The sequence below is a fragment of the Pelagibius litoralis genome (assembly GCF_011683915.1).
In the GTDB taxonomy this organism is placed as follows: domain Bacteria; phylum Pseudomonadota; class Alphaproteobacteria; order Kiloniellales; family Kiloniellaceae; genus Pelagibius; species Pelagibius litoralis.
The window spans coordinates 1-24861 of sequence record NZ_JAAQPH010000005.1; the positions used below are offsets into that span (position 1 = coordinate 1).

The window sequence follows — 24861 nt, forward strand, 5'->3', positions numbered from 1 at the left end:
CCTCGTCCGCGCCAATCTCATGCACCGAAAGCGCATCGACCGCCTGATCCAGTCCGATCCAGAGCCTCCGATCAACCCCGATCAGATGGTCCTCCAGTGGGCCTAGTCTTAACCGGACACCAGTGGGTCAAGCCCGAGTATGACGGTGGAGGGTGTGGCGCGGGGCCGTGTAGCGGCTAGTCCTTCAGACGCACGCCGATACCGCCGCCATTGGCCTCGATGAAGACGATGCCGCCGGATTCGAGGGCGGCCTTCAGCGCCGCCAAGTTGGCGCGGATCGGCTGGCTGGCGCCGCGTTCGAAATTGCGCACCGACGTCATGGAAACACCGGAGGCTTCTACCAGTTCTTGTTGGGTCCAACCCAGGAGGCTGCGCGCCGCACGGCACTGTCGAGGAGTCATGAGGCGGATTGTAGGAAGCGATACCAAACCTTCAAGGCTGTATCAAAAATATCGCCTCAAAAAACAAACCGGGCGTTGAGGATTTGAGTTGGAAAGAAGAACCTAAGGTATTAGGATGAACCTCAGGTATCGAATTAAGCGGCGCGAACGGGTGGTATAAACACCCGCCCGCGCCTGACCACAACCCGACTACACTAGGAGTCAGGCATGGCTGAGCACAGCTTTATCATGGATTCGCCAGAAAACAGCGCCCTCCAAAACGACACCCCGGACCACACCACCGCCGACATTCACAAGACCGGCACCCCGCCGCCGGAGCCCGCCCGGATCACCGGCCAGCAGTGCCGGGCGGCCCGGGCGATGTTGGGATGGAGCCGCGAGGAACTCGCCGAGCGCTGCGGCATCCACTACATCACGCTCTGCAATTTCGAACTCTGCCACTGCGCAGTGAAGCCAGTCATGGCCCGGCTGCTGCGCCTCACCTTCATTTCCGCCGGCGTGCTGCTGATCGACGGCGACAGCAGCGGCGGCCCCGGCGTCTGCCTCGCCATGCCGCCCCGGTAGCGCCGTCGGAGCCGAGACGACCCCCCTCACCCCGGCCCTCTCCCGCGCTGGGGAGAGGGGGAAACAACAAAGCTGCTCCAAACCCCTCGTCCCTTGCGGGAGAGGGAGGGTGAAGGGGATGGCCTGCGCGGAGACGATTCGAGATCAGCCGAAGCATGGACGTGCCGGTCAAGCCCGCGCGGGACGGTTGTCTGTGGAACGGGGTTCCGGGCCGGGCGGGGTTGTCGGCCATCGGCTTGGCGGTGTAGAACGGACGACCGCAATGACGCGGGGATCAGGGAAAACGGCTCCGCGACACCATGAACAGCCTCGGCAATCCCTTCGAAGCGGGCCTCGACCGGGGGCCGCCGAACCATGAGGCGCTTTCGCCCTTAAGCTTCCTGCCGCGCACGGCGGCGGTCTATCCCGACCGCATCGGCGTGATCCACGGCGAGCGCCGCTACACCTGGAAAGAGGTTTACGAACGCTGCCGCCGCCTCGCCTCCGCCCTCGCCAAGCGCGGCATCGGCAAGGGCGACTGCGTCGCCGTGATGGCGCCCAACACCCCGCCGGTGCTGGAGGCGCACTTCGGCGTGCCCGCCGCCGGGGCGGTGCTGAACGCGCTCAACGTGCGCCTGGACGCGGCGACCATCGCCTTCATCCTGAACCACGGCGAAGCCAAGGTACTGATCACCGACCGGGAATTCTCAGCCACCATCAAAACCGCCCTGGCCCAGGTTGAACACGATATCCTGGTGATCGACATCGACGACCCGCTTGGCGCAGGGGGCGAGCTGCTGGGTGAAACCGACTATGAAAGCTTTCTCGCCTCCGGCGACCCGGACTTTCCCTGGCACCTGCCGGGCGACGAGTGGGATTCGCTCTCCCTGCTCTATACCTCCGGCACCACCGGCAACCCCAAAGGCGTGGTCTACCACCACCGCGGCGCCTATCTGAACGCCCTGGGCAACATCCAGGTCTGGGGCATGGGCCCGCAGCCGGTCTACCTCTGGACCCTGCCGATGTTCCACTGCAACGGCTGGTGCTTCCCCTGGACCATCACCGCGCTCGGCGGCACCCATGTCTGCCTGCGCCAGGTGCGCGCCGATGCGATCTACGACGCCATCGCCGATCACGGCGTCACCCACCTCTGCGGCGCGCCCATCGTCATGCAGTTGCTGCTGAACGCAGGCGGCGACGAGCGGCGCAGCTTCGATCATCAGGTGAAGTTCATGACCGCCGCCGCGCCGCCGCCCGCCGCGGTGCTGGCGGCCATGGCCGACGAAGGCATCGAGGTCACCCACGTCTACGGCCTGACCGAGGTCTACGGGCCCGCCGTGGTCTGCGCCTGGCATCCGGAGTGGGACGGGCTGAATATGGAGCAGCAGGCGGCGCTGAAGTCACGCCAGGGGGTGAACTACCCGGTTCTGGAGGGCCTGATGGTCGCCGATGCCGAAACCCTGGCGCCGGTGCCGCGCGACGGCGAAACCCTGGGCGAGGTCTTCATGCGCGGCAACATCGTGATGAAGGGCTACCTGAAAAACCCCAGCGCGACGGAGGCCGCCTTCGCCGGCGGCTGGTTCCATTCCGGCGACCTGGCGGTCTGGCATCCCGACGGCTACATCGAACTGAAGGACCGCTCCAAGGACATCATCATCTCCGGCGGCGAGAACATCTCCTCCATCGAGATCGAGAACACGCTCTACCGCCATCCGGCGGTGGCCGCCGCCGCCGTGGTGGCGCGGCCCGACGAAAAATGGGGCGAGACCCCCTGCGCCTTCGTGGAGCTGAAGCCCGGGGCCTCAGCCGGTGAAAGCGAGATCATCGCCTTCTGCCGCGAGAACATGGCCGGCTTCAAGGCCCCCAAGACGGTGATCTTCGGCCCCCTGCCCAAAACCTCCACCGGCAAGATCCAGAAGTTCGTGCTGCGCGATCAGGCCCGGGAACTGTAACGCCGCCACGATACCAAGGGAGAAGCTTCTCTCCATTCTGCCGTTGATGGATGGGGCGTTGCCGACGCTGAAGGCACGGCGTCCTACCGATGGCATCGGTCTATCCAGCAAGATCCTTTAGGGCCGTGTCCCGGACAAGCCGAAGCCGCGGAACAGGCGTTCCTGCTTTCGCCAGAACACGCATGCCCAGATACACTGCCAGGAGATGCTCGGCCGCAGCTTTTCTGTGCTCTTCGTCCAACACTTCCCTCAGAGCCTCTTGCAAGGCGTCACGCATTTTATCCATCGCGACTTTAACGACCGCTTCGACACCCTTGTCATGAGGCGCCATGTCGACTGCGGCATTGCACAGAAAACACCCCCGGCGATCACCCCGTTTTTCAACCGCCGCAATGACCACGTCGAGGAACATTCTGATCCGATCGATTCCCGAGAGAGGGCTTTCCTCTTCTTCCGCCGTCAGAACGAGCGCAACTGCCGCGACCTCACGCGCAATGTATGTATCGAGGGCCCTTAAATAGAGCGCGTGTTTGTTCCCGAAGGCAGCATACAAACTGCCTTTACCAAGGCCGGTCACCTTCATCAGATCGGCATAGGACGTCCTCTCGTAACCGCAGCGCCAGAAGACATCCTCGACCGCGCTGACCGCCGCCTGATCATCGAACTCCCGCGACCTTGCCATGAAGGTCTCTCCTCTCGACTTCGTGACAGCTTTATTCTTGACCAATCAGTCCACATTAGACATTTATATCATCATTAAGGACCGATTGGTCAAGAATAAAGGTTTTCGCTCTCACCCCCCTAAGGAGGACCCACCATGCTCAGGAATTTCATGCTCGCGCTCGCCGTCATCGCCGGTGTCGGAACGGTTTATCTCGGCACAGCGGCGGGCCCCGCGCAGGCCGCGTCGCACACCGAGGTGCTAAAGTCCGGCAAGTTCTCGGGCCTCAGCGATCACGTCACAACCGGTGGCGTTTCCATCATCGAGACGGCGTCGGGTTACATTGCCGTGCTGGAAACCGACTTCAGTCTCGACGGTGCGCCGGCCCCGTCGCTCGGCTTCGGTAACAACGCGACCTTCGACAAGGCGACGGAATTCACCAAACTGGACGCCAACACCGGCCTGCAGGTTTACGCGATCCCCGCCGGCATCAACCCGGCAGATTTCAGCGAGTTCTATGTCTGGTGCGCGGATTTCACTGTCCCCTTGGGTGTCGCGAACCTCAAGTAGTCATCGAACATACAGCAGCGGCGGTGGAGAAGACCTCTCCACCGTCATAACCTTTGAAGGAAGCAGCAACGACCAGCGAACTTTTCTGGCTTACGCTTACGGCTTTGATGACGGCATTGTTCTGGGCACCCTATGTACTGAACCGCATGGCCGTCCTCGGCCTGATGAAAACACTGGGGAATCCCTCGTCCGACAACCTGGCCCTTTCACCCTGACCTTCACCGCTGGATGGATTTGCCAGATTGCCGTCGCTTTGGCGCTTCTGGGCGTTCTCTAGAGCAGACCCGGGTTAGATGGAATCACCCGTGGCGATCGATTAACCCGGTGGATCCGTTCTGGCCATTTGATGCAGAGTCGATTCACATGCTTAGTCGGAATCACGAAAGTGGTTCCGATTAAACACGATCCGCCCTTGGGCGGAACCGCTTCAATTTAGGTCGAGGATTGAACGTGAGGCAGCCCGTGCTTCGGCAAGTTGGAGAGACACTCCCCGTTCCCGATTGTTTCAGTCAATAAGGATCACGCTCCAGCACTTCCGACCGAGTCCGCCGACGGCACCCGCTACACTGGCCGGCATCTTCCTCCACCCAGAAACAAAAACCGCGCCCCCCGGTGCCTCGTGTCGAGGGCGGGGGACGCGGTCTTTCCCGATTTAGCCTGCTTGTCCCAGATTTGTCCGGCTTTCTGGGTCGCGCCTGGGATCGCTGCTTATCGCTCCCGAAGGGGCTATTCCCCCGGCACGCGCCTGCCTGGCGGCCGTTCTATCAGCGCCTTGATGTTAGTATTCGTGACTGAGGCTTTGTGTGGGCGTTTCGCTAGACATGGCTGTCGTGACCCGCGATTTCGTCCTTGATCCGGAGCTTCTCGCGTTTAAGTTCATGAATACGCAGGTCGTCGGGATGCGGCCGTTGGTTTTCCTCGTCAATTGCGTGATCGATAGCCGCATGCTTTGTAAGCAATGACGAGACACGCTCATCCGCTGTCATTCGGACCTCCAATGAGCCAAAGGTACGACTCCATATTAGACGCAAAAGTGTAATTTTGCAAATATCGACAACCCAAAGGGTCAGTTAACTTATGCACAACACCTCTAGGTTGATTGTTGGAATTTCCGGTGCAAGCGGCGTGCGCTACGGTATCCGCCTGCTGGAAACCCTGCGCGATCTGCCGGTGGAGAGTCATCTGGTGCTGTCCAAGGCGGCGGAACTGACCATCGCCTACGAGACCGACCTGAAGGTGGCCGACGTCACCGCCCTGGCCGACGTCAGTTATCCCGTCGGCGATGTCGGCGCGGCGATTTCCAGCGGCTCGTTCCAAACCCTGGGAATGGTGGTGGCCCCCTGCTCCGTGCGCTCGATGTCGGAGATCGCCTCCGGCGTCACCTCGAACCTGCTGACCCGCGCCGCCGACGTGGTGCTGAAGGAACGCCGCCGCCTGGTGCTCATGCTGCGCGAAACACCGCTGCACACGGGGCACCTGCGCTCCATGCTCGCCGTGTCGGAAATGGGCGCCGTGATCGCACCGCCGGTGCCGGGCTTCTACGCCAACCCGCAGTCGCTGGACGAGATGGTGGACCACACCGTCGGTCGGGTGCTCGACCTCTTCGGCCTGGAAAGCGGCAAGGTGAAACGCTGGGGCGAGGACTCCGGCAAGGTGCGGCCGATCAGAGGCTAGAGCAGATCCCGGTCGGATGGAATCGCCGGAAGCGATCCCCTGGGATATCTGGCGACCGGGTGAATCTGCTCTAACTGTTTGATGGCGATCGGATTCACATGTTTTGGCGCAACCACGAAGTGGTTCCGTCAAAACATGATCCGATCTAGTCGGCGCTTCAGGGCTCTGTTTGGCGCAGCACCTCCTAAGAGAACTTAGAAAGCCAGGGTTTGAAGCTGCCGCTTGACTGTAATTTGCATCATGCCTATATAGTTCATATATGAAACAAACTCGACCCAAGCGCGGCGGCCAGAAAGACAAGGATCGCCAGCTCATGTTTTCCATCGTCAATGCCGGGCGCGCCGTCGAGCAGCGCCTGGAGGAGGCTTTGGCGCCGGTCAGCCTGACACTTACGAAGTTCGGGATGCTGTTGCATCTGGTCGAGGCGGGCGAACCGCTCAGCTTGAGCGAATGTGCCAAGAAAATGAGTTGCGTGCGCTCCAACATCACGCAGCTCATGGACCGTCTCGAGGCCGATGGCCTGGTGCAACGCGTGGAAGACCCGCAGGACCGCCGGGCGATCAGGGCCGAAGTGACGCCGCTTGGGGCCGAGCGCCAGGCGGCTGGGGCGAAAGAAGTCACGAAGGTACAGGCCGAGCTGGCAAAGACCTTGAGCGGCATGGACCACGCTACGCTTCAGCGTGCACTCGCGGCGGTCAAGTAGCCCGATTTTTTGCCAAATACTACATGTATGAAAAATACAGCTAAGAACATTAACTGCTCGAAGCCGGGAGAACCCCAGATGAAGCGGCCCCTGGCAATTCCCGTCCGCCACAACCAGTAAAACATTCCACAGAGGGAGACCCACATCAGATGTTTGTCGTAGTACTCAAGTTTTCGGACAACAAAAGTGAAGCCAGCCGGTTCATGGAAGGTCACAACGACTGGATCAAGCGCGGATTTGACGATGGCGTGTTCGCGCTGACCGGCAGCCTGCAGCCCAGTCTGGGCGGTGGGATCGTGGCGCACAATACATCGCGGTCGGATCTGCAAAGCAGAGTGGCGGCCGATCCCTTTGTGGCCGAAAAGATAGTGGAAGCGGAGATACTGGAGATCACACCATCGAAGACGGATGCGAGGCTGGATTTCCTGCTGGGTTGAACATGAACCGCCCACAAGATGCGGCCAGGGCTGCGGTCAAACTCCAAGGACCAATCCTATTCCGGATGTGCCGCTTCAGTTCCCCAGCGACCAAATCGCCTCCAGCGGCGTGACTTCTGGACAGGCACCGCGCAGGATGACGGCGAGGTCGGCGGTATCGGCGTCGCTGGGTTTGGAGACGAAACTCGCAAGATAGAGACGCATGTTGGCGGCGGCGAGGCGCGGATCGGGTTCGCCTGGCTCGATGGCCAGCGTCTGGTGCAACAGGAGCTGTTCCAGCATCTCGGCCTGCAGCTCCAGCGCCTTCACTTGTCCGCGCAGGTCCTGCCCCAGATCCTCCGGCACCTCGGCCTGCTGCTTCAGCCAGCCTCTGACCGCGCGCAACGGGCGCACCACCTCAACCTGCCAGGCCGCGGCAGCGGTAATAACCCCGGCCATTTCGTTGGCGCTGAGGCCGCGCCCGCAGTGCCCCGCCCAAGCCGCGAAAAGCAGCAGATTGACGTCGATGCCATAGCGTTCCTGCAGCGCCAGGCAGGCCGCCGCCACGCCCGTCCTGTCATAGGCCTTGAGGGAGAAATCCCAGAACGGGTTCTCCGGCGCAGTCGCGATCATTCCCCTATCCCCTCACCGAGATAAACACCCAGCCCCCGGGCCGTATGCACCAGGGGCCCGTCGACATCGACGGCCTGATAACCGGCAATGGCATCGGCGATGGGGATGTCGACCACTTGGCGGTTGTTCCAGGCGACCATGCGGTCGAAGCGCCCGGCGGCGATCAGGTCCACCGCATAGACCCCAAAGACCGATCCCATCAGGCGGTCACGGTCGGTCGGCGGGCCGCCGCGCTGCAGGTGGCCCAACACGGTGATGCGGGTTTCAGAGCCGGTCACGGCGGCAATGCGCTCGGCCAGGTAATGGCCGATGCCGCCATAGGTGAAGCTGCCGTCACCCTGGCGCTGGCGCACCGCCTCGCCGGTTTCGGTCTTCACCGCCTCGGCGACGATCACCAGGGCGAAGTTGCGTCCGCGCGCCTTCAGGCTTTCGATCTTGGCGGCGATGCCCTCCAGGCTGTAGCCGATCTCCGGGATCAGAATCACATCGGCGCCGCCGGCGATACCCGCCGCGATGGCGATATGGCCGGCGTCGCGGCCCATGACCTCCAGCACCATGACGCGGGAATGGCTGGCCGCGGTCGGCTGCAGCTGATCCATGGCATCGGTCGCAACCTTCACCGCCGTGTCGTAACCCACGGAAACTTCGGTATGGCCAAGATCGTTGTCGATGGTCTTGGGGATGGTGATCAGGTCGATGCCGCCCTGCTGGGCCAGGCGCTGCAGGATGGCCTGGCTGCCGTCGCCGCCGATGCCGATCAGGGCATCCAGGTCGAGGGCACGGTAGCCCTCGATCACCTCGTTGGAGCGATCCACCCGGCTGCCGTCCGGCATGGGATAGTCGAAAGGATCGCCCTTGTTGGTGGTGCCCAGGATGGTGCCGCCGCGGCGCAGCAGATTGCCGTCGAAAACATTGAGCTCCAGGGTCTCGGCCTCCACCGGCCGGGCCAGCAGGCCGGCGGTGCCGTTATGAATACCGACCACCTGCCAGCCGAAACCCTCCACCGCCCGGTGGACCACCGCGCGCAGCACCGCGTTCAACCCGGCACAGTCGCCACCGCTGGTCAGAACCCCGATCCGCCTCGGCTTTACCATCTTTGCTGTCCCCGTCACCCCAAAAGGGGGCGATCCTTTCCGGCCAAAGTAATCAAGACCGTGAAGTGCCCCCTAAGCCTTCCGATAGAATGCCTGATTCGGGCTTCGTTTTAACTGAATTCAAGCCCATCAGACACTGTAGGTCCTTGCCTTTCCTGATAGACTATAGCAGCTTGCAGCGGCTTGGCCGGAAGGCAATCCGGGGAGGTTCACAAGGTATTTGGCCCAGGCCCGCCCCCTAAAAACCCGATCGCCCGGCCGGATGCGTCGTCTGGGACTCCCCCAAACCTCTCCGAAGCGCTATAGTCACGGCTGGTAGAACGCCTTAGATCGCCATGGATCAACCCGATTTCGAACAGATGCGCCGCAAGCTGTCGGAGCTCAAGACCGAGCACCGCGACCTCGACGACGTCATCGCCCATCTTTCGGATACGCTGCCCTTCGACCAGTTGCAGCTGCAGCGGCTGAAGAAGCGCAAACTCTCGCTGAAAGATCAGATCCTGAAACTGGAAGACGCCCTGCTGCCGGACATCATCGCGTAGGCCGCGACGGCGGTGTTGGGGACCGTTCAATCCCGCGGGTTGCTGCGCTTGTTGACGTACATCGCCCGATCCGCGGCTTCCAGGGCCTCGTCAACCTTCTGACCCGCGCTCAGGGGATGGACGCCATAGGCCGCCGACAGGCTGAGGGTGCCGCCGTTCCATTCGATCTCCTCGGCGGCAATCGCCTGGGCCAGGCTCTCGGCCTTTGCATTGGAAACCTCCAGATCGGATTGGGCCAGGATGACGCCGAACTCGTCGCCCCCCAGACGCCCTACCACATCGGAGGCCCGGACGTTGCGCAGCAAAACCTCGGCAATCCGCTTCAGGGCAGCGTCTCCGGCGGCGTGGCCGTGGCCGTCGTTGATCTGTTTCATGCCGTTGACGTCGAAATAGAGCACGCTGCCGGCGGCGCCATAGCGTTCGGCAAAGGCCGACATGCGGGTCAACTCGCGGATAAAGGCGCGGCGGTTCAGGACCGGCGCCAGGGTATCCTGATCGGCAAGCTGTTCCAGATAGCCGACGCGCTGCTTGGCCTCGTCCAAATCCTGGCGCAACTGATAGACCTCGACCATCAACTGCTGGAGCGCCTGGCGAACTTTGGGCGTCAGCTCGGCTTCCGGTATGCCCATGACGGTCGCCACGTCCTCAGGCGCCGCCGCAGGGCGCACGGCGGCCGCATCGGCCTTGCGATAGGCGTTCTCCGCCTGCACCGCCGAGGCGCCGGCCACGGGGGCCGGAGAACCTGTGTTACGGACCTTCATCACGCCTTCCAATACTGCTGGTCAGGCCCCTGAAGGCAGCCCGACACCTGATTCTAGCACGAAGCTTATCCTGTGATGGTAAACGCTTCCTTCATAAGGGGCTTTTGGCGGATTTCAGCCCTCTGCGGTGGCCGGGATCGCTTGCCTCACCGGGGGAGAGCCCGGATAATGCCCGGCCTTTCGGGGCGTTCAGGCAGCAGGACAGTCGTGGCAGCGCTGCCGCATCAGAAGACGGGGGACAGTCGAGACAATGGCCGAAACTGCGGCAGAGGCCGGGATTGCAGAGGTCGGGATCATCATGGGCAGCCAGTCGGACTGGCCCACCATGAAGCACGCGGCAGAGGTTCTGGACCTCTTGGGCGTGTCCTACGAGAAGCGGATCGTTTCCGCGCACAGAACCCCTCAGCGGCTCTACGACTATGCCGCCGGCGCGCGTGAGCGCGGCCTGAAGGTCATCATCGCCGGCGCCGGCGGCGCCGCCCATCTGCCGGGCATGGCCGCCGCGATGACCCCCCTGCCGGTCTTTGGCGTACCGGTCGAAAGCCGGGCCTTGAGCGGCCAGGATTCCCTGCTGTCGATTGTCCAGATGCCCGGCGGCATCCCGGTGGGTACCCTTGCCATCGGCAAGGCCGGAGCGACCAACGCCGGCCTGCTGGCTGCCGCGGTGCTGGCCCTTTCAAACCCCGTGCTTGCCGCCGCCCTGGACGACTGGCGGGCCAAACAGACAGCGGCGGTTGCCGAGATTCCCAAAGACGAAGCCTGATCAACCAAACCGAAGGAAGCCCCCCTTGCCCGACCTTGACGGACCGCTCGCCCCGGGTGGCAGCATCGGCATTCTCGGCTCCGGCCAGCTCGGCCGGATGGCGGCGCTTGCCGCCGCGCGCCTGGGCTATCGCTGTCACGCTTACGGGCCGGACGAGAATGCACCCGCCAACCAGGTCTGCGATGCGGCAACCGTGGCCGCCTACGACGACCGCGAGGCGCTGACCCGCTTTGCCGGCGCGGTCGATGTCGTCACCTTCGAATTCGAGAACATTCCCCTGGCGACCGTCGAACTGCTGGAGGGCCTGGTGCCGCTGCGGCCGGGAACGAAGGTGCTGAGCATCTGCCAGCATCGCCAGCGCGAGAAGGATTTCTGCCGCAGCGTTTCAGTGCCCACCGCCGACTATCGCCCGGCGAACGACCTGGCCGGGCTGAAACAGGCGGTGGCCGAGATCGGTACGCCCTGCATCCTGAAATCCGCCGAGCTGGGCTACGACGGCAAAGGCCAGGTGCGGATCGAAGCCGACAGCGACCTTGACGCAGCCTGGGCCGCCATGCGCGGCCATGCCGCAGAAGCCGCCGGCATCGTCGAGGCCCTGGTCCAGTTCCGCATGGAGATCTCGGTCATCGTGGCGCGTGGCAGCGACGGGACCATGCGGACCTACGTGCCGGTGGAGAACCGTCACCGTGACCACATTCTTGACGAAACCATCGTGCCGGCGAACCTGCCCCAGGACGTCTCCGACCGGGCCGAAGCCATCGCCCGCCACCTGGCGCAGGAAATGGCGCTGGTCGGCCTGCTGGCGGTGGAGATGTTCGTCACCCACGACGGTAAGGTGCTGGTCAACGAGATGGCGCCGCGGCCGCACAACTCCGGCCACTGGAGCATCGACGCCTGCATCACCTCACAGTTCGAGCAGTTCATCCGCGCCGTCGCCGGCCTGCCCCTGGGTTCGACCGAGCGGCTCTGCGACGCAGTGATGAAGAACCTGTTGGGCGACGAGGTGGCGGACTGGCGCAAGATCCTGGCCGACCCCGGCAACAAGCTTCATCTCTACGGCAAGGCAGCCCCGCGCCCGGGCCGCAAGATGGGCCACGTCACCCGCCTCATCCGGCGTTAGGTCTTTCTCGACTTACGTCGAGGCGGTTCCAGCCCGCTGTAAGTTCCAAAAAACTAATCAGGCGCGTCGAACACCGGTGCCTTGGGTGTGTAGTTGAAAACCTCCAGGCGCACGTCGGCCTTGCCGTTGGGCGGGCCGAGGCGCAGCACGGTCATGCTGGCCGGGCCGACCGGTACGATGCGCGCGGGACTGAGATCCAGCAGGCTTTCCAGCAAGGCACGAATGACCCCGCCATGGGCAACCATCAGCACCGTTCCCGCAGCGGGCCGTTGCAGTTTGGAGACCACACCGGCGGTGCGGTCCTTGAACAGACCCCAGCTTTCGCCGCCGGGCGGCGTATAGGTTCCCGCGCGCCAGCCTTGATAGGCCTCGACATCGGCAGCGACCAGATCGTCGATGTACTGCCCCGTCCAGTCGCCGACGTCGATCTCGCGCAGGCCGCTTTCCACTTCATGCTCGGGGAAACCCAGCAGTTCGGCTGTTTCGCGCGTGCGCTTGAGATCCGACACCAGAATCCGCTGCGGGCGAAGCCCCTGAACCGTGTCCGAAAGGGCCGCGGCCTGTTCGCGGCCGAGGTCGCTCAGCGGTATGTCCGCCTGCCCCTGCAGGATGCGGCCAGCGTTCCATACCGACTGTCCGTGACGCACCAGCAACAACCGCATCATGAGAGCCGTTCCCCGCTGGTGGCAAAGACCGCCGCCGGCTTGTCCGGGATTTTGAAGTGCAGGGTATCGCCCGGGGCCAGATGGGGGGCCCGGTCGACAATCGCCGTCAAACGCAGGTCCCCGACGATGCCGGTGACCATGTAGCGGCCGGCAATCGGGCTGGCCTCGGCGAACTCCAGGGCCAGGGTTCGGCCGTTGGCGGCCTCGGCAAGGCTCAGGTCCTCCGCCCGGTACATGAAATTGACCGGCCGCTCCAGGGCGAAGCCCGGCAGCAGGCTCCCGCCCGCCAGGCGCGCACCGCCCTCCCAGGGTTCCACGGCGATCATGTTGTTGGGCGGTGTCCCCAGGAAGGTGGCGACGAAGGATGTCGCCGGCTCCGCAACCAGATCCTCCGGCGCACCGAACTGCTCGACAAGGCCGTGGTTCATGACGGCGACATGGCTGGCCATGGTCATCGCCTCCACCTGATCGTGGGTCACGTAGACCGAGGTTGCCGCGGTTGCCCGGTGGATCTTCAACAGCTCCGTGCGCATCTCCACCCGCAGCTTGGCATCCAGGTTCGAAAGCGGTTCGTCGAACAGCAGGATGCCGGGCTTCGGCGCGATCATGCGGGCGATGGCGACACGCTGCTGCTGGCCGCCGGAGATCTCGTTCGGGAAGCGGTTGGCAAGGTCGTCGATGGCCAGCAGCGAGAGCACCTCGGCCACCCGTGCGGCGCGCTCGGCCGTTGCCCACTTCCCCACCTTCAGCGGCCATTCGACATTGCCGGCGACGGTCATGTGCGGCCAGAGGGCATAGGACTGAAACACCAGGCCGGCGTTGCGCCGGGACGCCTCGACGGTCCATTCGCGGCTGCCGTCGGAAACCATCTTGCCGTCGAATTCGATGGTGCCGCCGCTCGGCGCCTCGAGGCCGGCAAGCATCCGCAGCATGGTCGACTTGCCGCAGCCCGACGGCCCGACAAGAACCAGAAAGGCGCCCTGGGGAACCTCCAGGCTGACGCCGCGGACCGCTTCCACGGCACCGAAGCGCTTTGTGAGATCGGATATTCTGATCATCGTTGGCAGGCCTTCCTCAATTCTTCAGCCAGGGCTGGGATTTCGCCTGAAGCTTGTTCGCCAACAGCGACATGGTGATCGAAATCAACAGGATCACCACCGTAATCGCGTTGGCGAACTGGGCGAAACCCTCCGATGCATAACGAAAAGCAACGACACTCAAGACCGGCATGGTCGGGGTGAACAGCAGGACCACCAGCGAGAGGTCGCGCACGATCTTGACGAAAACCAGCAGCCCCCCCGCCGTCAGCCCGCGCAGCGAAAGCGGAACCGTGATCGCCATCAAGCGGCGCAGAAAACCGGCACCGGTAAGGCGCGCGCTTTCCTCGAGGTCGCCACTGACCTGCTGGATGACCGCACGCCCGGTCTGCACGGCAAACGGAATGAGAAAGGCCGTGGCCGCCAGCACCAGCAGGGCAAAGGTGCCGTAAAGCGCCGGCAAAGGACCGATGGGCGCGCCGTAGAGCGCGATATAGGCGGCACCAAAGGCAATGCCGGGCACAAACAGCGGCAGGAAGCAAAGCTGGCTGACCACGGTCGGCACGACACCGCGTTTGGCCCGGACAAGGCTGTAGGAAATCAACAGCCCGAGCGCAGTGCCGCAGACCGCCACGGTCAACCCAAGCCCAACGGTAATGCCGATCGCCGACAGGATATCCGGGTTGTGGGCGACACCGGCGAGACCCTGGGCAATGGTCGGCGTCGATTCGCCGGACCAATAGTGCAGCGTCCAGTTCGAGAACAACTCGGCGGACGAGGGTGCGAAGCTGGAGGCGATCAACACCAGCACCGGTACGATGGTGGAGAACACGCTGACCGCAATGGCGAGCACACAGAGCGGCCAGCGCAGACCGCCGAGATCGAAGCGTTTGGCGCGGCCGCCCTTGCCGGTGATGGTGGCATAGGAACGCCGGCCGGTGATCAGCCGGTTGCCGAGCCAGAGGAAGAACGCGGAGATCAGCACCAACAGGATGGCGATGACATATCCGCGCGCGGTCTGACCGACCTCCATCATCCCGTAGATGCGCGTCGAGAGGGTCTGCATGCGTACCGGAAGGCCGAGCAGCGCCGGCACCGCGAAGTTCGACACCCCGCCCGCGAAAGACAGCGAGCCGCCCGCGATCACCGCTGGCAGCGTAACCGGAAGGATAATACCGAAAAAGATCTTACGGCGTTTGGCGCCAGCCATCTGCGCCGCCTCGACAAGGTCGGAGTTGACCGTTGCCAGGGCGGCGGCGATCACCGTGAAGGTCAGGGAATAGTAGTGGGTGATGAGCACGATCAGCGAGGGCACCATGCCCCAGGCCAGCCAGTTCGGAATATCAAAGCCGAGGCCCTCGAGATAGCCGACCTGTCCGCCGATGCGGTCGTTGCGAAACAGAACGCCCCAGGCCAGCGCCGCGGCAAAGCTGGGGATCATGAACGGCAGCGTCGACAGCACGGCGATGGTGCGGCGGAAGGGCACATCCGTCATCACGACGAGCCAGGCCAGGAAACCGCCGATGAGAACGCAGCCGCCGGCAACGCTGGCGCCGATGGTCATGGTGTTGCCGAGCGGCTTGTAGAACAGATTGGGCGACAGCCGGCTCCACAAGACGTCGCGCCAGGCAACGATCGTCTCCGGCGCCAGGGTGATCAAGGTGATCTTGAACAGCGGCGCCGCAATCAGGATCACCGTGATCGCCAGAACGAAGAGCATGAGGGGCCGCCCAGGGGCGGCGAAGAAACGCCGCCCCGACCGGCCGATGGCGAAATCAGCCATGAGTTTTAGGTCTTTTCCCGAGATTTCGCGTGACTACTGCAACGTCAGAACCAGATCGGCGATCTCGGCGCGGATACCGGCAGTCTTCTCGGGATTCACCCGCCAGGCCGCAAACTCCGAAAGCGGCACGGCGTCGGGATGCGGCACGATGTCGGTCCGCGTGGCGTAGTCGCCGGGCACGTAGAAGGGCTTGAAGCCCGCGCCGCCGGTGGCCGTCTCGTCACCCATCAGAAAGTCGATGACCAGACGCGCCGCGGCCGGGTTCTTGGCCCCCTCGGCAATCCCGATAACAGCCGGGAAGACAATGCCCGGCGAGGGCGTCACAGAATTGGCAAGCTGCAGCGCCCAACCCTCTTCCGCGTTGTCGCGCCTGTCGGAATAGCTGGTGAAGCCGAGCGGCGGATTGGCCTGCCCGAGCTTGCCGACCGCCGCATTCACATCGTCCGTCGAACCAACGAGGATAAGGTCGTTGGCGAAGAGATCAGTGATGAACTGCTCACCGGCGTTCCGGACACCGGAAGAGAGTTGGATCTTCTTGCCGAATTGCGCTTCATAGGCTGCGGCCATCGCGTCCGACTGCAGGACGATCTCGGTCATGAGATCGAGGTAGTCGCCACGCTGCAGCGGATCGACCATGACAACACGCCCGTTCCAGGCCACCGTCGTCAATTCCCAGAGATTGTCGATAGGCGGGCCGTCCGGATTGGCTTCCTCGTTATACATCAACACCTTGGTCGAAAGGCGTTGTGCCAGCAACGGCGACTTGAACTCGGCCGGCACCCGGTCCGCAACCCTTGGCGGGATGTAGGGCGTCACGATGCCGGCGCCGAGAAGTTTGTCGAACACGACCGGCGCGTCGGAAACGTAGATCACATCGGCGTTGACCACACCGGCCTGGTGTTCGGCCTGAAGGCGGGTGATCTGTTCGGTGGAGGAAATGTCGTAGCCGACAAGGTCGATGCCCGGATAGGCGGCTTCGAAGGCCGCCTCGACCTTCTTGATCCGGCTGGTGAAGGAATAGACAACCACCTGGCCCTCAGCCTTGGCGGTCGCCAGCAATTCTTCCGGCGACTTCGTGTTCATATCGTCGGCCAGTGCCGGCAATGCGAGCGTACCGGCCGTCAAAAAAGCGGCCGCTTGAAACAGTCTCTTCATGTTCCGGTCTCCCCTATTGGTTTGAGGCTCAGTGCCTCTGTCATCATCAGGCGTCAAAGCGTTTGATCAGCTCACCAAGAGATTCCAAGACGCGGAGCGAGCGATTCTCGTCGCGCCGCGCCAGTTGCAGAACCAAGGCGTTGCAGATCGTCATGGGAACGATCAGCGATTGAAATCCTTCGCGGCCGCCGCTGCGCGGCGCGGACAAAAGGTGGTCCACGGCCGGGCTCAAAGTCGGCCCGACAGTCCCGGCAATCGCGATGGTCGCCGCCCCGCGAAGCTGCGCGTATTCGACAACGGCGCCGTAGTGGCGCGGCTGGCGGCGGAAGGCAAAGGCGAGCACGGTATCGGCCGATGTCAGTTCGACCATCTGTTCGGCAAGGTCGCGGCCGTCGCCGCGCAGGCGCACAACACTCATGCCGAAACGGCGCAGGCGACGCTCCATCATCACGGCAAGCGTCTCGGCATTGCCGCGGGCGAAGATAAAGATCTTTCGGGCGCTGTGAAGGGCATCGGCAATCTGCGCGATGCGCTCGATCGACAGGTACTCCGGCAAGGCCCCCAGGGCCGCCGTTTCCTGGGCCACCAGTTCGGCAATCAGGTCGGCGCCACGGGTCTCTTCAAGGGTGTTGCGCACCCGAACGGCCGGATCGGTGCGGGCGATGAATTCGTCGCGCAGGGCAGCGCGGAAACCGGCATAGCTGTCGAACCCCAGCTTGCGGGCCAGCCGCGATGCGGTGGCTTCGTGTACCCCGATCGATTGGGCCAGGTCAGCAGCCGTTCCCAGAGCCGCATCGCGCGGTTTGGCAACGATTTCCTGGACCATCTTGCGCTCGGACGGCGTCAGCCGGCCGGCCGCATCTTTCATGCGGACGACAATGGACATCGCGGTGCTTCCTCCCCAGTCCCGTTTGGCACGAGAGCTATCTTATGCGGGTTATATTGCATGAAGATGACACAAATGCAAGAAATCTTGCAATTCATGTAAACAGCGGCCTCTCCTGCCGCCCCGTCTGGGGAAAGCCGTCTTCGTCTAGATCGGATCATGTTTTGACGGAACCACTTCGTGGTTGCGCCAAAACATGTGAATCCGATCGCCATCAAACAGTTAGAGCAGATTCACCCCGTCGATGGATCGCCTCCGGCGATTCCATCCGATCGGGATCTGCTCTAGGCAAGAATGTATCCGCCGGAGCGATGGCGGAAAAGTCGCCGAATCCCGCCCTTGGTTACCGCGGCTTTGCTTGCCGGGCGCGTGGCGCGCCCTTGGCTTCAGTGCTGGATTCAGCGCCGGGTGCTGCGCAGGCGACCGCTCCTGCTGCGGGTGAGGCCGCCCCCCGCTTCGGCAAAGCGCTCAAACAGGCGGTCCGGCAGGTTCATGGCGGCGCTCACCCCCTTGCCGAGGCGGCCGGCGACCTTCAGCACCTCAGCGATGCGGCGGTCCAGAAAGGCCCAGCTGGCGGTGTAGTCGTCCGACTTGTCGTTCAGCCAGTACAGGAGGGTCGAGGTGTAGACCCCGGAGAGCAGTGCCCGCTTGGTATAGAAGTTGTAGTCGGTCGCGGTGTCACCGGCCGCATACCAGATGGCATCCACGGTGCGATAGAGACAGCGCAGACCGCCCGCCGCATTCTGGGGCATGGCAAAGAAGGCCAGGGCGCGGCGCGCCGCCTCGCGATGGGCGGCCAGAGCTTCCAGGCGCAGCCGCACACCGGCCGTCACTTTCTCGCGCACCTTCATGGAGGCCAGATCCAGGCGCTCCAACCCGGCCATCATCTGGCGATCCGCCTCGTTGCTGAAGGTCCTGATCATCTCCTCCGGGCCGCCGGGATAAAGCCGCCGGGCTTCCGCAAGATCCATTTCCAGGTCGCGGGCGGCAGCATCGATGGCCTGCCACGTCCAACCGTCGAAAGGCACATGGCGCAGCGTCTGATCGAGCAGCGCCAGTCTTTGCTTGTCATCGGTCATGGCTTTGCAAAACCTCATCTTCGCTTGGGGGTTCTCCGCCGGAGGTCTCCGGCAGGTTTTCACCGGGCTGGCGCCGCGATCCCTCGCTGGTGAAGGCCAGGAGCGACAAGTCTGTCATCCGCTGGGGATAGAGAATACCGTCCAAATGGTCGCACTCGTGCTGGACGACCCGGGCATGGAAACCCGTGGCTTCGCGTTCAACCGGCTCACCCTCCAGATCATAGCCGCGGTAGCGAATCCATCTCGGCCTTGGCACCTGGCCGATCAGGCCGGGCACCGAGAGGCAGGCCTCCGGCCCCAGAAATGGGGTGTCATCGAGAACCTCAATCTCCGGATTGACCAGGATTGTCAGAGGCACCGCACGCTCGTCCGGGCTGTCGTCGCCCTCCCGGGCGGCACGGGTGCCGGTGACGAAAAACACGACCACCCTGAGCGGTGCATGGACCTGCGGCGCAGCCAGGCCGGTACCGCCGGCATCGTCCATGGTTTCCAGCATATCGCGCACCAGGCGGTGAATTTCCGGCGCCGTCGGATCGCCTACGGGCTTGGCCCGGCGGCGTAGGATCGGGTGCCCCATGCGGGCAATCTTCAAAATGGCCATGAGGCTAATATGGCACAGCACACGAAGGGGTAAAGGCGCGCCGCGCCCTAGCCGGGAAAGTAGGAAATTCCGGCACTTTTCCCAAATATCCACCAGGAAGGACTCCCGGGAGAGTTCCGGACGGTTTCGGCAGAAAAAAGGGCCAAAACCCTTGAGAAAAGCCTTCCTTTTCGCGCTTCCCTATGATACCAACCGCTCATCACTCGCAGCACAGATGCCGCGAGAGAGTTAGTTTTGCCTCAATATCCAAGAAAATCAGCCCGAAGGTTCGCCGGGATGCGAGCTTTTCGCGGCTTCAGATAGGAGCACTGAGCGTCTGTGCAAGTTCAGGTTCGAGACAACAACGTTGATCAAGCCCTTCGTGCGCTGAAGAAGAAGTTGCAGCGCGAGGGTGTCTTCCGCGAGATGAAACTCCGCCGCAATTTTGAAAAGCCCTCCGCCCGCAAGAAGCGCGAGCGCGCCGAAGCCGTGCGCCGTTACCGCAAGCTTCTGCGCAAGCGGATGGAGCGCGAAGGCTTCTAGAAAGCGGTTGCCCGCGGCGCGCTTGTGTTGAAAACAGCGCGCCTGCGGGGGGAACGTAGAGCGCGGACGGCATCGCCGTCGCGCCGAAAAAGCGGGCGTCCTGCCCGCTTTATTGCTTTCTGAAGAATCCCAGGGATCATTGCCGACCGGCTTTGCTAAGGGCGAGCCGCGCGGGGACCTGTCCGGCGCGATAGGCAGTGACGCCAAACGTCAGGCGGCGCTTATCTCTGGCGCGTCGACGGACAGCGGCTTGGCCATATGCACGGAAACCAGGGGCGCAACATCCGGCGCCTCCAGAGCCACACGCCCGACCTCCTCATAGCCAAGACTGAGATAGAGCGGCACCCCGGTGAGGGTCGCCCAGAGCTCCAGAAGGCAACAGCCGGCAACCGCCGCCTGCTCCTCCGACAACCGGACAAGGCGCGACGCCAGCCCCCGGCGGGTGTGCTGCGGGTGGACGAATATCGAGCGGATCTTCGCCGAGTCCGGCGATAAGCCGAAGCCCCCTTCGCCTTTACCCCCGTCACCTTTGCCGGCGCCCGCCGCTTCGAACTGAGGCAGGCGCCAGGACCAGCCCCCACTGGCAATAACGGCGCCCTCCTGCTCGATCACGAAGTAAGTGCCGTCATTGATCAAGGAGGGGTCGTAGGTGCCGAGGTGGCTGACAAAAGCGTCGATTTGGTCGGGGCTGTAGTCGCGGCTGACCAGCTTCTGAACCGAGAGCAGGTGCATGGCCTCGATGGCGGCAATGTCGTCGCGTTTCGCCACGCGAATGTGAGGCACGTCACGCTTCATGACAGGACTCCTGCAGACTCCGCCGCGCCGGGCGGCAATGGATGCAAGGAACTTGCGCGTGCAGTGCAGGATACAGGACAGCAGTGAATCCTGGTCATATCCCCACGACGGAGTCGCCGCATGAACCGCCGCAGGAGCATGGAACCCACTACAAACCTGGTTCCCAGCACCGCACGCAGGAGGGACTGTGGCAGCGTTATGTTTCAGGCTGTTTTCGCAAAGCAGGGGAAATTGTATTGATTGTTTCTGGCACAACGCCCTCAAAGCCCCCTTCGACCGATCTGCAGCGTATCCTGTCGATGGCTTCGGGAACCCGCCAACGCCGTGTTAAGGTCGCAGCGATCCGGGCCCGGAGTCCGGTGAAGCAAAGTTCGGATTCAAAACGACGGGTGCCGATTCATGCGTTTGGCCGGGACCACAAAGTGGTTCCGGCCAAACGTGATTCGTTCTGGAAGGCTAGATCGGATCATGTTTTGACGGAACCACTTCGTGGTTGCGCCAAAACATGTGAATCCGATCACCATCAAACAGTTAGAGCAGATCCTGGTCGGATGGAATCGCCGGAGGCGATCCATCGACCGGGTGAATCTGCTCTAGAAAGCCCGGAAGGCCCCGAACGCGCTGTGAGAAGCCTGTGTGCCCCCTACGCGCGCCGTGTTCAGGCAACCAGCACCTGGTGCATCCGCTGCAGGGCCGAAGCCCGGTCGCCCTCACGCCCGGTCTCCGCAAAGAGCGCCGCCGCCCGGCGATAGTCATCCGCTGCCGCCATCACCTCACCGAGACGCGCCCGGCAGTCACCGCGCCCCATATAGGCCCAGGGCTCCGTCGGGTTCAGGGCGATATCCTTTTCGAAGTCGCGCTGCGCCGCGTCGAGGCTGCCCTGACGCAGCAGATAGCGGCCACGAAGGTTGAAAACCCGGGGATGGTCGCCGTCCAGATCCACCACCCGGTCAAGATCGGTCAGGGCACCCTTGGTGTCACGCAGCCGCTCACGCCAACGGGCGCGTTCCAGCAGGGCCGCGATGCAGCGCGGCGCGCGCTCCAAAGCCTCATCGCAGTCGGCAACGGCCCGGGAGAAATTCTTCAGGGCGCCGTAGCACTGGGCCCGCTCAACGAAAAGAAAGGCCTTCCCGTCCTCTCGCGCCAGGGCGGCGTTGAGGTCGAGCACCGCCCGGCGCGGTTCGCCAAGGCGGGCGTAGCACTGCCCCCGGCGTCCATGCGCCTGCCAGGAGCCGGGCTCGAACTCCAGTTCACGGGTGTAGTCGTCGATGGCACCGCGATAGTCCGCCCGGCGCTGTCGCAGGCGGGCACGGTTGGCGTAGCCCGGCGCGAGTGTCGGATCGAGCGCGATGGATCTGTCGTAGTCTTCCAGCGCCAGTTCAAGCTTGCCCTGGCCTTCGCGCGCAACGCCACGACGGTTCAGGATACTCGCCTCATCGGGGGCCTGGGCTTCGGCACGGGTCAGATCCGCCTCAGCCTCGGCATAGCGCTTCAGGCGGCAAAGCGCTGCAGCCCGATGATAGAGCGTGACAACCTGCTCGCCCGCCAGATCGATCGACATGGTGAGATCGGCAATGGCTTTCAGATAGTCATGCCGTTCCAGATGGCACAGCCCGCGATTGGAATAGGCGGCGGCGAAGCGGGCATCGCTGCGAATGGCAGCGTCGAAATCGCAGAGCGCGCCCGTGAGATCGCCCTTCTCCCGGCGCACCATGCCCTTGCCGTTGTGGGCGGCGGCCCAGCTGGCGCCATGAATACCGGCCTGCTCGAAGTCGTCGATGGCCAGGTAGGTGTAGCCCAGGTGGCGATAGCTGTAGGCACGCTCCAGGAAGTACTGACCCCGGTGCGGATCGCCGGCCAGGGCCGCGGAAAACTCCACGACCGCCCCCTGATGGTCCCCGGCTTCGGCCCGGGCGAGGCCACGGTGGAAACAGTCCTCCGCGTCTTCATGCTGTTGCCGGCCGGCATCTTGGCCGGCAGCGGGCGAGGCCCCCAGAGACCCGAGATCAGCGGCAAGCTGACGGTTCTGGAATTCGCAGTCCTCGGCCATGTCCATGGCTCCGGCTTCCGCACACTGCCCGTCAGCGGGGTCGTTGGAGGGGTGCAGGTTCTCGGCATCCAGCAGGGTAAAGCCCTCCAAGCCGATCAGGCGCCGCGAACGGCCGTCCAACGGCACATCTGTGGGAAATAAATCACAAGGAAAATTCACGGAATGCCGCAAATCACTTTCAGCTTTCGCACCATCTTGCCGGCCAGCCATCATGCTCCCCTCACTGCACATTGCATGCTGGCAAGATGCCCCGGGCGCCTGATCCGGCTCTGTGAGGAAAATCACACCGGCGGAGAAAGATCGCGATTCAGGGGTAATCCGGTCTTCCCAGGGGCCTGCGGACAGCGCTCTGCGGTCGAAACCGAAACGCCAGAACAACCATTCGGACCAAAAGAAAGGGGCGGCCGAAGCCGCCCCCCATGTCATCCAAACGATCGTCGGTGGTCAGGTGCCGATCTCGCCGCCGTCGTCCTTTCGAACCACCACGACCGAGGGCCGGGGCGGCATACCTTCGGTGAAGTCCGGCCAGCGGGTGGCGGGGTCCTCGAAGGTCGAGTTGCGCTCGAAGCCGGGGAAGTCCTTCGTTCCGTCGGTCGCCGGATGCTGGACCGCCAGAAACAGCGACTTCACATCCGGGGTGAAGCGCGGACCGCAGAGTTCCGCACCGATCGGCGTGCGGAAGAACATCTTGCTGTAGCCGCGCATCTCACCCTCGGTCTCCAGCCCGTAGAGACCGTCGGCATTGCCGGTCTTCGACCAGCCGGAGCCCTGGTCGGTGGAAATCCACAGCCGCCCCGCCGCATCGACGGTGCAGTTGTCCGGCGAACCGAACCAGCCGTTTTCCGAGGTGGCCTGATGGTACTTCGCGCCGACCTCCGGCTTGCTGGGATCGCCGGCGACCACCAGCAGGTCCCAGGTGTACTGCAGGGCATCGTGGTCGCCATTGGGCGGGACCATCTCAACGATCTGGCCAAAGTCGTTGGGCCCGCGCGGGTTGGCCGCGTCGACCGCATCGGCCTTGCGCTTGGAGTTGTTGGTCAGCATCACGTAGACCTTGTTGGTCTGCGGATTGGGATCGATGTCCTCCGGCCTGTCCATCGGGGTCGCGCCCAGAAGGTCGGCGGCAATGCGCGCCTCGATGACAACGTCGGCCTGGCTGTGGAAGCCGTTTTCGGCGGTCAGGGGGCCGCTGCCGTAGATCAGCGGCAACCAGTCGAGCTTGCCGTCCTCGTTGAAGCGCGCGACGAAAAGCGTGCCGTCATCGAGGATATCCATGTTCGCTGCGCGGTCGTCCGGATTGTAGCGGCGCTCGGAGACGAACTTGTAGACGTAGTCGAAGCGCTGGTCGTCGCCCATGTAGACCACCACCCGGCCGTCGCCGTTCACGATCGGCTCTGCGCCCTCGTGCTTGAAGCGGCCCATGGCGGTGCGCTTCTTGGGCGTGGAGGTCGGGTCCATGGCGTCCACTTCGACCACCCAGCCGAAGCGGTTGGCCTCATTCGGCTCGGCATTGATGTCGAAACGCTTGTGGTATTTCGACCAGGCGTACCAGCCGCCGGGCACGCCATAACGCTTGTAGTTGCGTTCTTCCGGATGGCCATCGACGGCACCGCCGAAGTAGCCGTGGAAGTTCTCTTCCGCCATCAGATAGGTGCCCCAGGGCGTGATCCCGCCGGCGCAGTTGTTGAAGGTACCGATACAAGTGGTCCCGTTTTGATCGACCGAGGTCTTCAGCCGATCGTGGCCGGCCGCAGGGCCTGTCAGCTCCATATAGGTGGTATTGGCGGTGATGCGGCGGTTGTACTGGCTGTCCTTCACGACCGACCACTTTTCGCCTTCACGCTTCACTTCGATGACCGAGCCGCCGTGGGCCGCCATCTCGATGTCGACCAGCTCTGCGGTCATGTCCGGGAAGCCCTTGTTGTCCTGGCGCCCGATGCCGGGGAACATGACCTCCTCACTGGTGTATTCGTGGTTCACGCAGAGCAGGCCGTTGTCCGGGTTGTCCGAGCCGAAGGGCAGGCCGACATAGCCGAGAAAATCGTTGTTGTAGCCGAACTGCCTGGCCTGGGCCGCGGCGGTCTGCTTCATCGGATCGAATTCCGGGGAATCCGCGAAAATCGGATCGCCCCAGCGAATCAGAATGTCCGCCGTATGGCCCGGCGCGACATGATGGGTCTCGTCGACACCATGCTCGATTTCGGTCCAGACATAGCGGCCGTCGGCGGCTTCTGCCGTCTTGATCCCACCCAGGGTCCCCAGCGTACCGCTCAGCGCCGTGGTCGCGGCCAGCCCGAGGGCCCCGCGCATCACGTCGCGGCGGCCGTAGCGCCGCTCTGCGATCTTGCCGAAGGTATTGGCCAGATTGGTATTGGTGGGGACGTCCTCGGAAGCTTCGAAGGCTGCTCCCTTCGAAGCAAATTCGTCGTTTTTCTGCATTTCAGGTGCCTCTCCT

The 24861-nt window shown here is 63.4% G+C and carries 26 protein-coding genes; 10 read left to right on the top strand and 16 right to left on the bottom strand.

The features are described 5' to 3' along the window. Positions 1 to 176: 176 nt before the first annotated feature. The gene (locus HBA54_RS07635; protein WP_167223105.1) at positions 177 to 401 is read right to left on the bottom strand and encodes a helix-turn-helix domain-containing protein; all 225 of its coding nucleotides are present in this window, start codon (positions 399 to 401) and stop codon (positions 177 to 179) included. 207 nt (positions 402 to 608) lie between these two features. Between HBA54_RS07635 and HBA54_RS28655 the strand changes: the two genes are divergently transcribed. Together HBA54_RS28655 and HBA54_RS07645 are read left to right on the top strand one after the other, a co-directional pair. Next, the gene (locus tag HBA54_RS28655; protein ID WP_205944485.1) at positions 609 to 965 is read left to right on the top strand and encodes a helix-turn-helix domain-containing protein; all 357 of its coding nucleotides are present in this window, start codon (positions 609 to 611) and stop codon (positions 963 to 965) included. Positions 966 to 1264: 299 nt separating this feature from the next. Next, positions 1265 to 2896, top strand: coding sequence for an acyl-CoA synthetase (locus tag HBA54_RS07645; protein ID WP_167223107.1), 1632 nt, complete (start codon positions 1265 to 1267; stop codon positions 2894 to 2896). 100 nt (positions 2897 to 2996) lie between these two features. Here HBA54_RS07645 and HBA54_RS07650 read toward each other — a convergent pair whose 3' ends face one another. Continuing rightward, a complete protein-coding gene (locus tag HBA54_RS07650) occupies positions 2997 to 3578 on the bottom strand; it encodes a TetR/AcrR family transcriptional regulator (protein ID WP_167223109.1) in 582 nt (193 codons plus the stop codon). A gap of 135 nt (positions 3579 to 3713) precedes the next feature. Here HBA54_RS07650 and HBA54_RS07655 point away from each other — a divergent pair, with 135 nt between their 5' ends. After that, entirely contained in the window at positions 3714 to 4127 is a 414-nt protein-coding gene (locus HBA54_RS07655) for a DM13 domain-containing protein (protein ID WP_167223111.1), read from the top strand. An 815-nt stretch (positions 4128 to 4942) separates the two neighbouring features. Here HBA54_RS07655 and HBA54_RS07660 read toward each other — a convergent pair. Further along, positions 4943 to 5113 (bottom strand): YdcH family protein, encoded by a 171-nt coding sequence (locus HBA54_RS07660; protein ID WP_167223113.1) that lies wholly within the window; start codon positions 5111 to 5113, stop codon positions 4943 to 4945. A gap of 91 nt (positions 5114 to 5204) precedes the next feature. Here HBA54_RS07660 and HBA54_RS07665 point away from each other — a divergent pair, with 91 nt between their 5' ends. The 3 genes from HBA54_RS07665 to HBA54_RS07675 all read left to right on the top strand — a co-directional run bounded on the left by HBA54_RS07665 (position 5205) and on the right by HBA54_RS07675 (position 6941). Further along, complete coding sequence (locus HBA54_RS07665) at positions 5205 to 5801, top strand: UbiX family flavin prenyltransferase (RefSeq protein ID WP_167223115.1); 597 nt, start codon at positions 5205 to 5207, stop codon at positions 5799 to 5801. Positions 5802 to 6060: 259 nt separating this feature from the next. Next, on the top strand, positions 6061 to 6504 hold the full coding sequence (locus HBA54_RS07670; RefSeq protein WP_167223117.1) for a MarR family winged helix-turn-helix transcriptional regulator: 444 nt from the start codon (positions 6061 to 6063) through the stop codon (positions 6502 to 6504). 149 nt (positions 6505 to 6653) lie between these two features. Next, on the top strand, positions 6654 to 6941 hold the full coding sequence (locus tag HBA54_RS07675) for a YciI family protein (RefSeq protein WP_167223119.1): 288 nt from the start codon (positions 6654 to 6656) through the stop codon (positions 6939 to 6941). A 75-nt stretch (positions 6942 to 7016) separates the two neighbouring features. Here the strand turns inward: HBA54_RS07675 and HBA54_RS07680 are convergent, their stop codons facing one another. Both HBA54_RS07680 and HBA54_RS07685 read right to left on the bottom strand, forming a co-directional pair. Further along, complete coding sequence (locus HBA54_RS07680) at positions 7017 to 7553, bottom strand: TIGR02444 family protein (RefSeq protein ID WP_167223121.1); 537 nt, start codon at positions 7551 to 7553, stop codon at positions 7017 to 7019. Continuing rightward, entirely contained in the window at positions 7550 to 8647 is a 1098-nt protein-coding gene (locus HBA54_RS07685) for an ATP-dependent 6-phosphofructokinase (protein WP_167223123.1), read from the bottom strand. The genes HBA54_RS07680 and HBA54_RS07685 overlap by 4 nt, the downstream gene beginning before the upstream one ends. Before the next feature lie 335 nt (positions 8648 to 8982). Here HBA54_RS07685 and HBA54_RS07690 point away from each other — a divergent pair, with 335 nt between their 5' ends. After that, positions 8983 to 9189: a YdcH family protein gene (locus HBA54_RS07690; protein ID WP_167223125.1), complete on the top strand. Its 207-nt coding sequence runs from the start codon at positions 8983 to 8985 to the stop codon at positions 9187 to 9189. A 26-nt stretch (positions 9190 to 9215) separates the two neighbouring features. Here the strand turns inward: HBA54_RS07690 and HBA54_RS07695 are convergent, their stop codons facing one another. Next, positions 9216 to 9950, bottom strand: coding sequence for a GGDEF domain-containing protein (locus HBA54_RS07695; protein ID WP_205944486.1), 735 nt, complete (start codon positions 9948 to 9950; stop codon positions 9216 to 9218). A gap of 250 nt (positions 9951 to 10200) precedes the next feature. On the opposite strand from HBA54_RS07695, the gene purE reads away from it, so the two are divergent. Further along, entirely contained in the window at positions 10201 to 10713 is a 513-nt protein-coding gene (purE, locus tag HBA54_RS07700; RefSeq protein ID WP_167223127.1) for a 5-(carboxyamino)imidazole ribonucleotide mutase, read from the top strand. Between the two features lie 25 nt (positions 10714 to 10738). After that, positions 10739 to 11833 (top strand): 5-(carboxyamino)imidazole ribonucleotide synthase, encoded by a 1095-nt coding sequence (locus HBA54_RS07705; protein ID WP_167223129.1) that lies wholly within the window; start codon positions 10739 to 10741, stop codon positions 11831 to 11833. Between the two features lie 53 nt (positions 11834 to 11886). Here the strand turns inward: HBA54_RS07705 and HBA54_RS07710 are convergent, their stop codons facing one another. The 7 genes from HBA54_RS07710 to def all read right to left on the bottom strand — a co-directional run bounded on the left by HBA54_RS07710 (position 11887) and on the right by def (position 19039). Then, entirely contained in the window at positions 11887 to 12498 is a 612-nt protein-coding gene (locus HBA54_RS07710) for a histidine phosphatase family protein (RefSeq protein WP_167223131.1), read from the bottom strand. After that, the gene (locus HBA54_RS07715; RefSeq protein ID WP_167223134.1) at positions 12495 to 13556 is read right to left on the bottom strand and encodes an ABC transporter ATP-binding protein; all 1062 of its coding nucleotides are present in this window, start codon (positions 13554 to 13556) and stop codon (positions 12495 to 12497) included. Before HBA54_RS07715 ends, HBA54_RS07710 begins: the two co-directional genes overlap by 4 nt. Positions 13557 to 13572: 16 nt before the next feature. Next, entirely contained in the window at positions 13573 to 15318 is a 1746-nt protein-coding gene (locus HBA54_RS28660) for an ABC transporter permease (RefSeq protein ID WP_205944487.1), read from the bottom strand. A 33-nt stretch (positions 15319 to 15351) separates the two neighbouring features. Then, entirely contained in the window at positions 15352 to 16473 is a 1122-nt protein-coding gene (locus HBA54_RS28665; RefSeq protein WP_205944488.1) for an extracellular solute-binding protein, read from the bottom strand. A 46-nt stretch (positions 16474 to 16519) separates the two neighbouring features. Next, complete coding sequence (locus HBA54_RS07725) at positions 16520 to 17359, bottom strand: MurR/RpiR family transcriptional regulator (protein WP_167223136.1); 840 nt, start codon at positions 17357 to 17359, stop codon at positions 16520 to 16522. A 398-nt stretch (positions 17360 to 17757) separates the two neighbouring features. Beyond that, positions 17758 to 18438, bottom strand: a complete 681-nt coding sequence (locus HBA54_RS07730) for a COQ9 family protein (RefSeq protein ID WP_167223138.1) — start codon at positions 18436 to 18438, stop codon at positions 17758 to 17760. Beyond that, entirely contained in the window at positions 18428 to 19039 is a 612-nt protein-coding gene (def, locus tag HBA54_RS07735) for a peptide deformylase (RefSeq protein WP_167223140.1), read from the bottom strand. Before def ends, HBA54_RS07730 begins: the two co-directional genes overlap by 11 nt. Positions 19040 to 19357: 318 nt before the next feature. Here def and rpsU point away from each other — a divergent pair, with 318 nt between their 5' ends. Further along, positions 19358 to 19561: a 30S ribosomal protein S21 gene (rpsU, locus tag HBA54_RS07740; protein ID WP_167223142.1), complete on the top strand. Its 204-nt coding sequence runs from the start codon at positions 19358 to 19360 to the stop codon at positions 19559 to 19561. Between the two features lie 210 nt (positions 19562 to 19771). Here the strand turns inward: rpsU and HBA54_RS07745 are convergent, their stop codons facing one another. The 3 genes from HBA54_RS07745 to HBA54_RS07755 form a co-directional block, all read right to left on the bottom strand. After that, the gene (locus HBA54_RS07745; RefSeq protein ID WP_167223144.1) at positions 19772 to 20356 is read right to left on the bottom strand and encodes a GNAT family N-acetyltransferase; all 585 of its coding nucleotides are present in this window, start codon (positions 20354 to 20356) and stop codon (positions 19772 to 19774) included. A gap of 658 nt (positions 20357 to 21014) precedes the next feature. Further along, positions 21015 to 22526, bottom strand: a complete 1512-nt coding sequence (locus HBA54_RS07750) for a tetratricopeptide repeat protein (RefSeq protein ID WP_167223146.1) — start codon at positions 22524 to 22526, stop codon at positions 21015 to 21017. Between the two features lie 324 nt (positions 22527 to 22850). After that, on the bottom strand, positions 22851 to 24845 hold the full coding sequence (locus HBA54_RS07755; RefSeq protein WP_167223148.1) for a PhoX family protein: 1995 nt from the start codon (positions 24843 to 24845) through the stop codon (positions 22851 to 22853). Positions 24846 to 24861: the final 16 nt, after the last annotated feature.

Coding starts and splice junctions, on each gene's coding strand:
- HBA54_RS07635 (WP_167223105.1), bottom strand. CDS start 401: ATGACTCCTCGACAGTGCCGTGCGGCGCGCAGCCTCCTGGGTTGGACC.
- HBA54_RS07685 (WP_167223123.1), bottom strand. CDS start 8,647: ATGGTAAAGCCGAGGCGGATCGGGGTTCTGACCAGCGGTGGCGACTGT.
- HBA54_RS07650 (WP_167223109.1), bottom strand. CDS start 3,578: ATGGCAAGGTCGCGGGAGTTCGATGATCAGGCGGCGGTCAGCGCGGTC.
- HBA54_RS07680 (WP_167223121.1), bottom strand. CDS start 7,553: ATGATCGCGACTGCGCCGGAGAACCCGTTCTGGGATTTCTCCCTCAAG.
- HBA54_RS07665 (WP_167223115.1), top strand. CDS start 5,205: ATGCACAACACCTCTAGGTTGATTGTTGGAATTTCCGGTGCAAGCGGC.
- HBA54_RS07745 (WP_167223144.1), bottom strand. CDS start 20,356: ATGAAGCGTGACGTGCCTCACATTCGCGTGGCGAAACGCGACGACATT.
- HBA54_RS07655 (WP_167223111.1), top strand. CDS start 3,714: ATGCTCAGGAATTTCATGCTCGCGCTCGCCGTCATCGCCGGTGTCGGA.
- HBA54_RS28655 (WP_205944485.1), top strand. CDS start 609: ATGGCTGAGCACAGCTTTATCATGGATTCGCCAGAAAACAGCGCCCTC.
- HBA54_RS07710 (WP_167223131.1), bottom strand. CDS start 12,498: ATGATGCGGTTGTTGCTGGTGCGTCACGGACAGTCGGTATGGAACGCT.
- HBA54_RS07755 (WP_167223148.1), bottom strand. CDS start 24,845: ATGCAGAAAAACGACGAATTTGCTTCGAAGGGAGCAGCCTTCGAAGCT.
- HBA54_RS07660 (WP_167223113.1), bottom strand. CDS start 5,113: ATGACAGCGGATGAGCGTGTCTCGTCATTGCTTACAAAGCATGCGGCT.
- HBA54_RS07675 (WP_167223119.1), top strand. CDS start 6,654: ATGTTTGTCGTAGTACTCAAGTTTTCGGACAACAAAAGTGAAGCCAGC.
- HBA54_RS07670 (WP_167223117.1), top strand. CDS start 6,061: ATGAAACAAACTCGACCCAAGCGCGGCGGCCAGAAAGACAAGGATCGC.
- purE (WP_167223127.1), top strand. CDS start 10,201: ATGGCCGAAACTGCGGCAGAGGCCGGGATTGCAGAGGTCGGGATCATC.
- HBA54_RS07730 (WP_167223138.1), bottom strand. CDS start 18,438: ATGACCGATGACAAGCAAAGACTGGCGCTGCTCGATCAGACGCTGCGC.
- HBA54_RS07715 (WP_167223134.1), bottom strand. CDS start 13,556: ATGATCAGAATATCCGATCTCACAAAGCGCTTCGGTGCCGTGGAAGCG.
- def (WP_167223140.1), bottom strand. CDS start 19,039: ATGGCCATTTTGAAGATTGCCCGCATGGGGCACCCGATCCTACGCCGC.
- HBA54_RS28665 (WP_205944488.1), bottom strand. CDS start 16,473: ATGAAGAGACTGTTTCAAGCGGCCGCTTTTTTGACGGCCGGTACGCTC.
- HBA54_RS07645 (WP_167223107.1), top strand. CDS start 1,265: ATGAACAGCCTCGGCAATCCCTTCGAAGCGGGCCTCGACCGGGGGCCG.
- HBA54_RS07690 (WP_167223125.1), top strand. CDS start 8,983: ATGGATCAACCCGATTTCGAACAGATGCGCCGCAAGCTGTCGGAGCTC.
- HBA54_RS07695 (WP_205944486.1), bottom strand. CDS start 9,950: ATGAAGGTCCGTAACACAGGTTCTCCGGCCCCCGTGGCCGGCGCCTCG.
- HBA54_RS07725 (WP_167223136.1), bottom strand. CDS start 17,359: ATGTCCATTGTCGTCCGCATGAAAGATGCGGCCGGCCGGCTGACGCCG.
- HBA54_RS28660 (WP_205944487.1), bottom strand. CDS start 15,318: ATGGCTGATTTCGCCATCGGCCGGTCGGGGCGGCGTTTCTTCGCCGCC.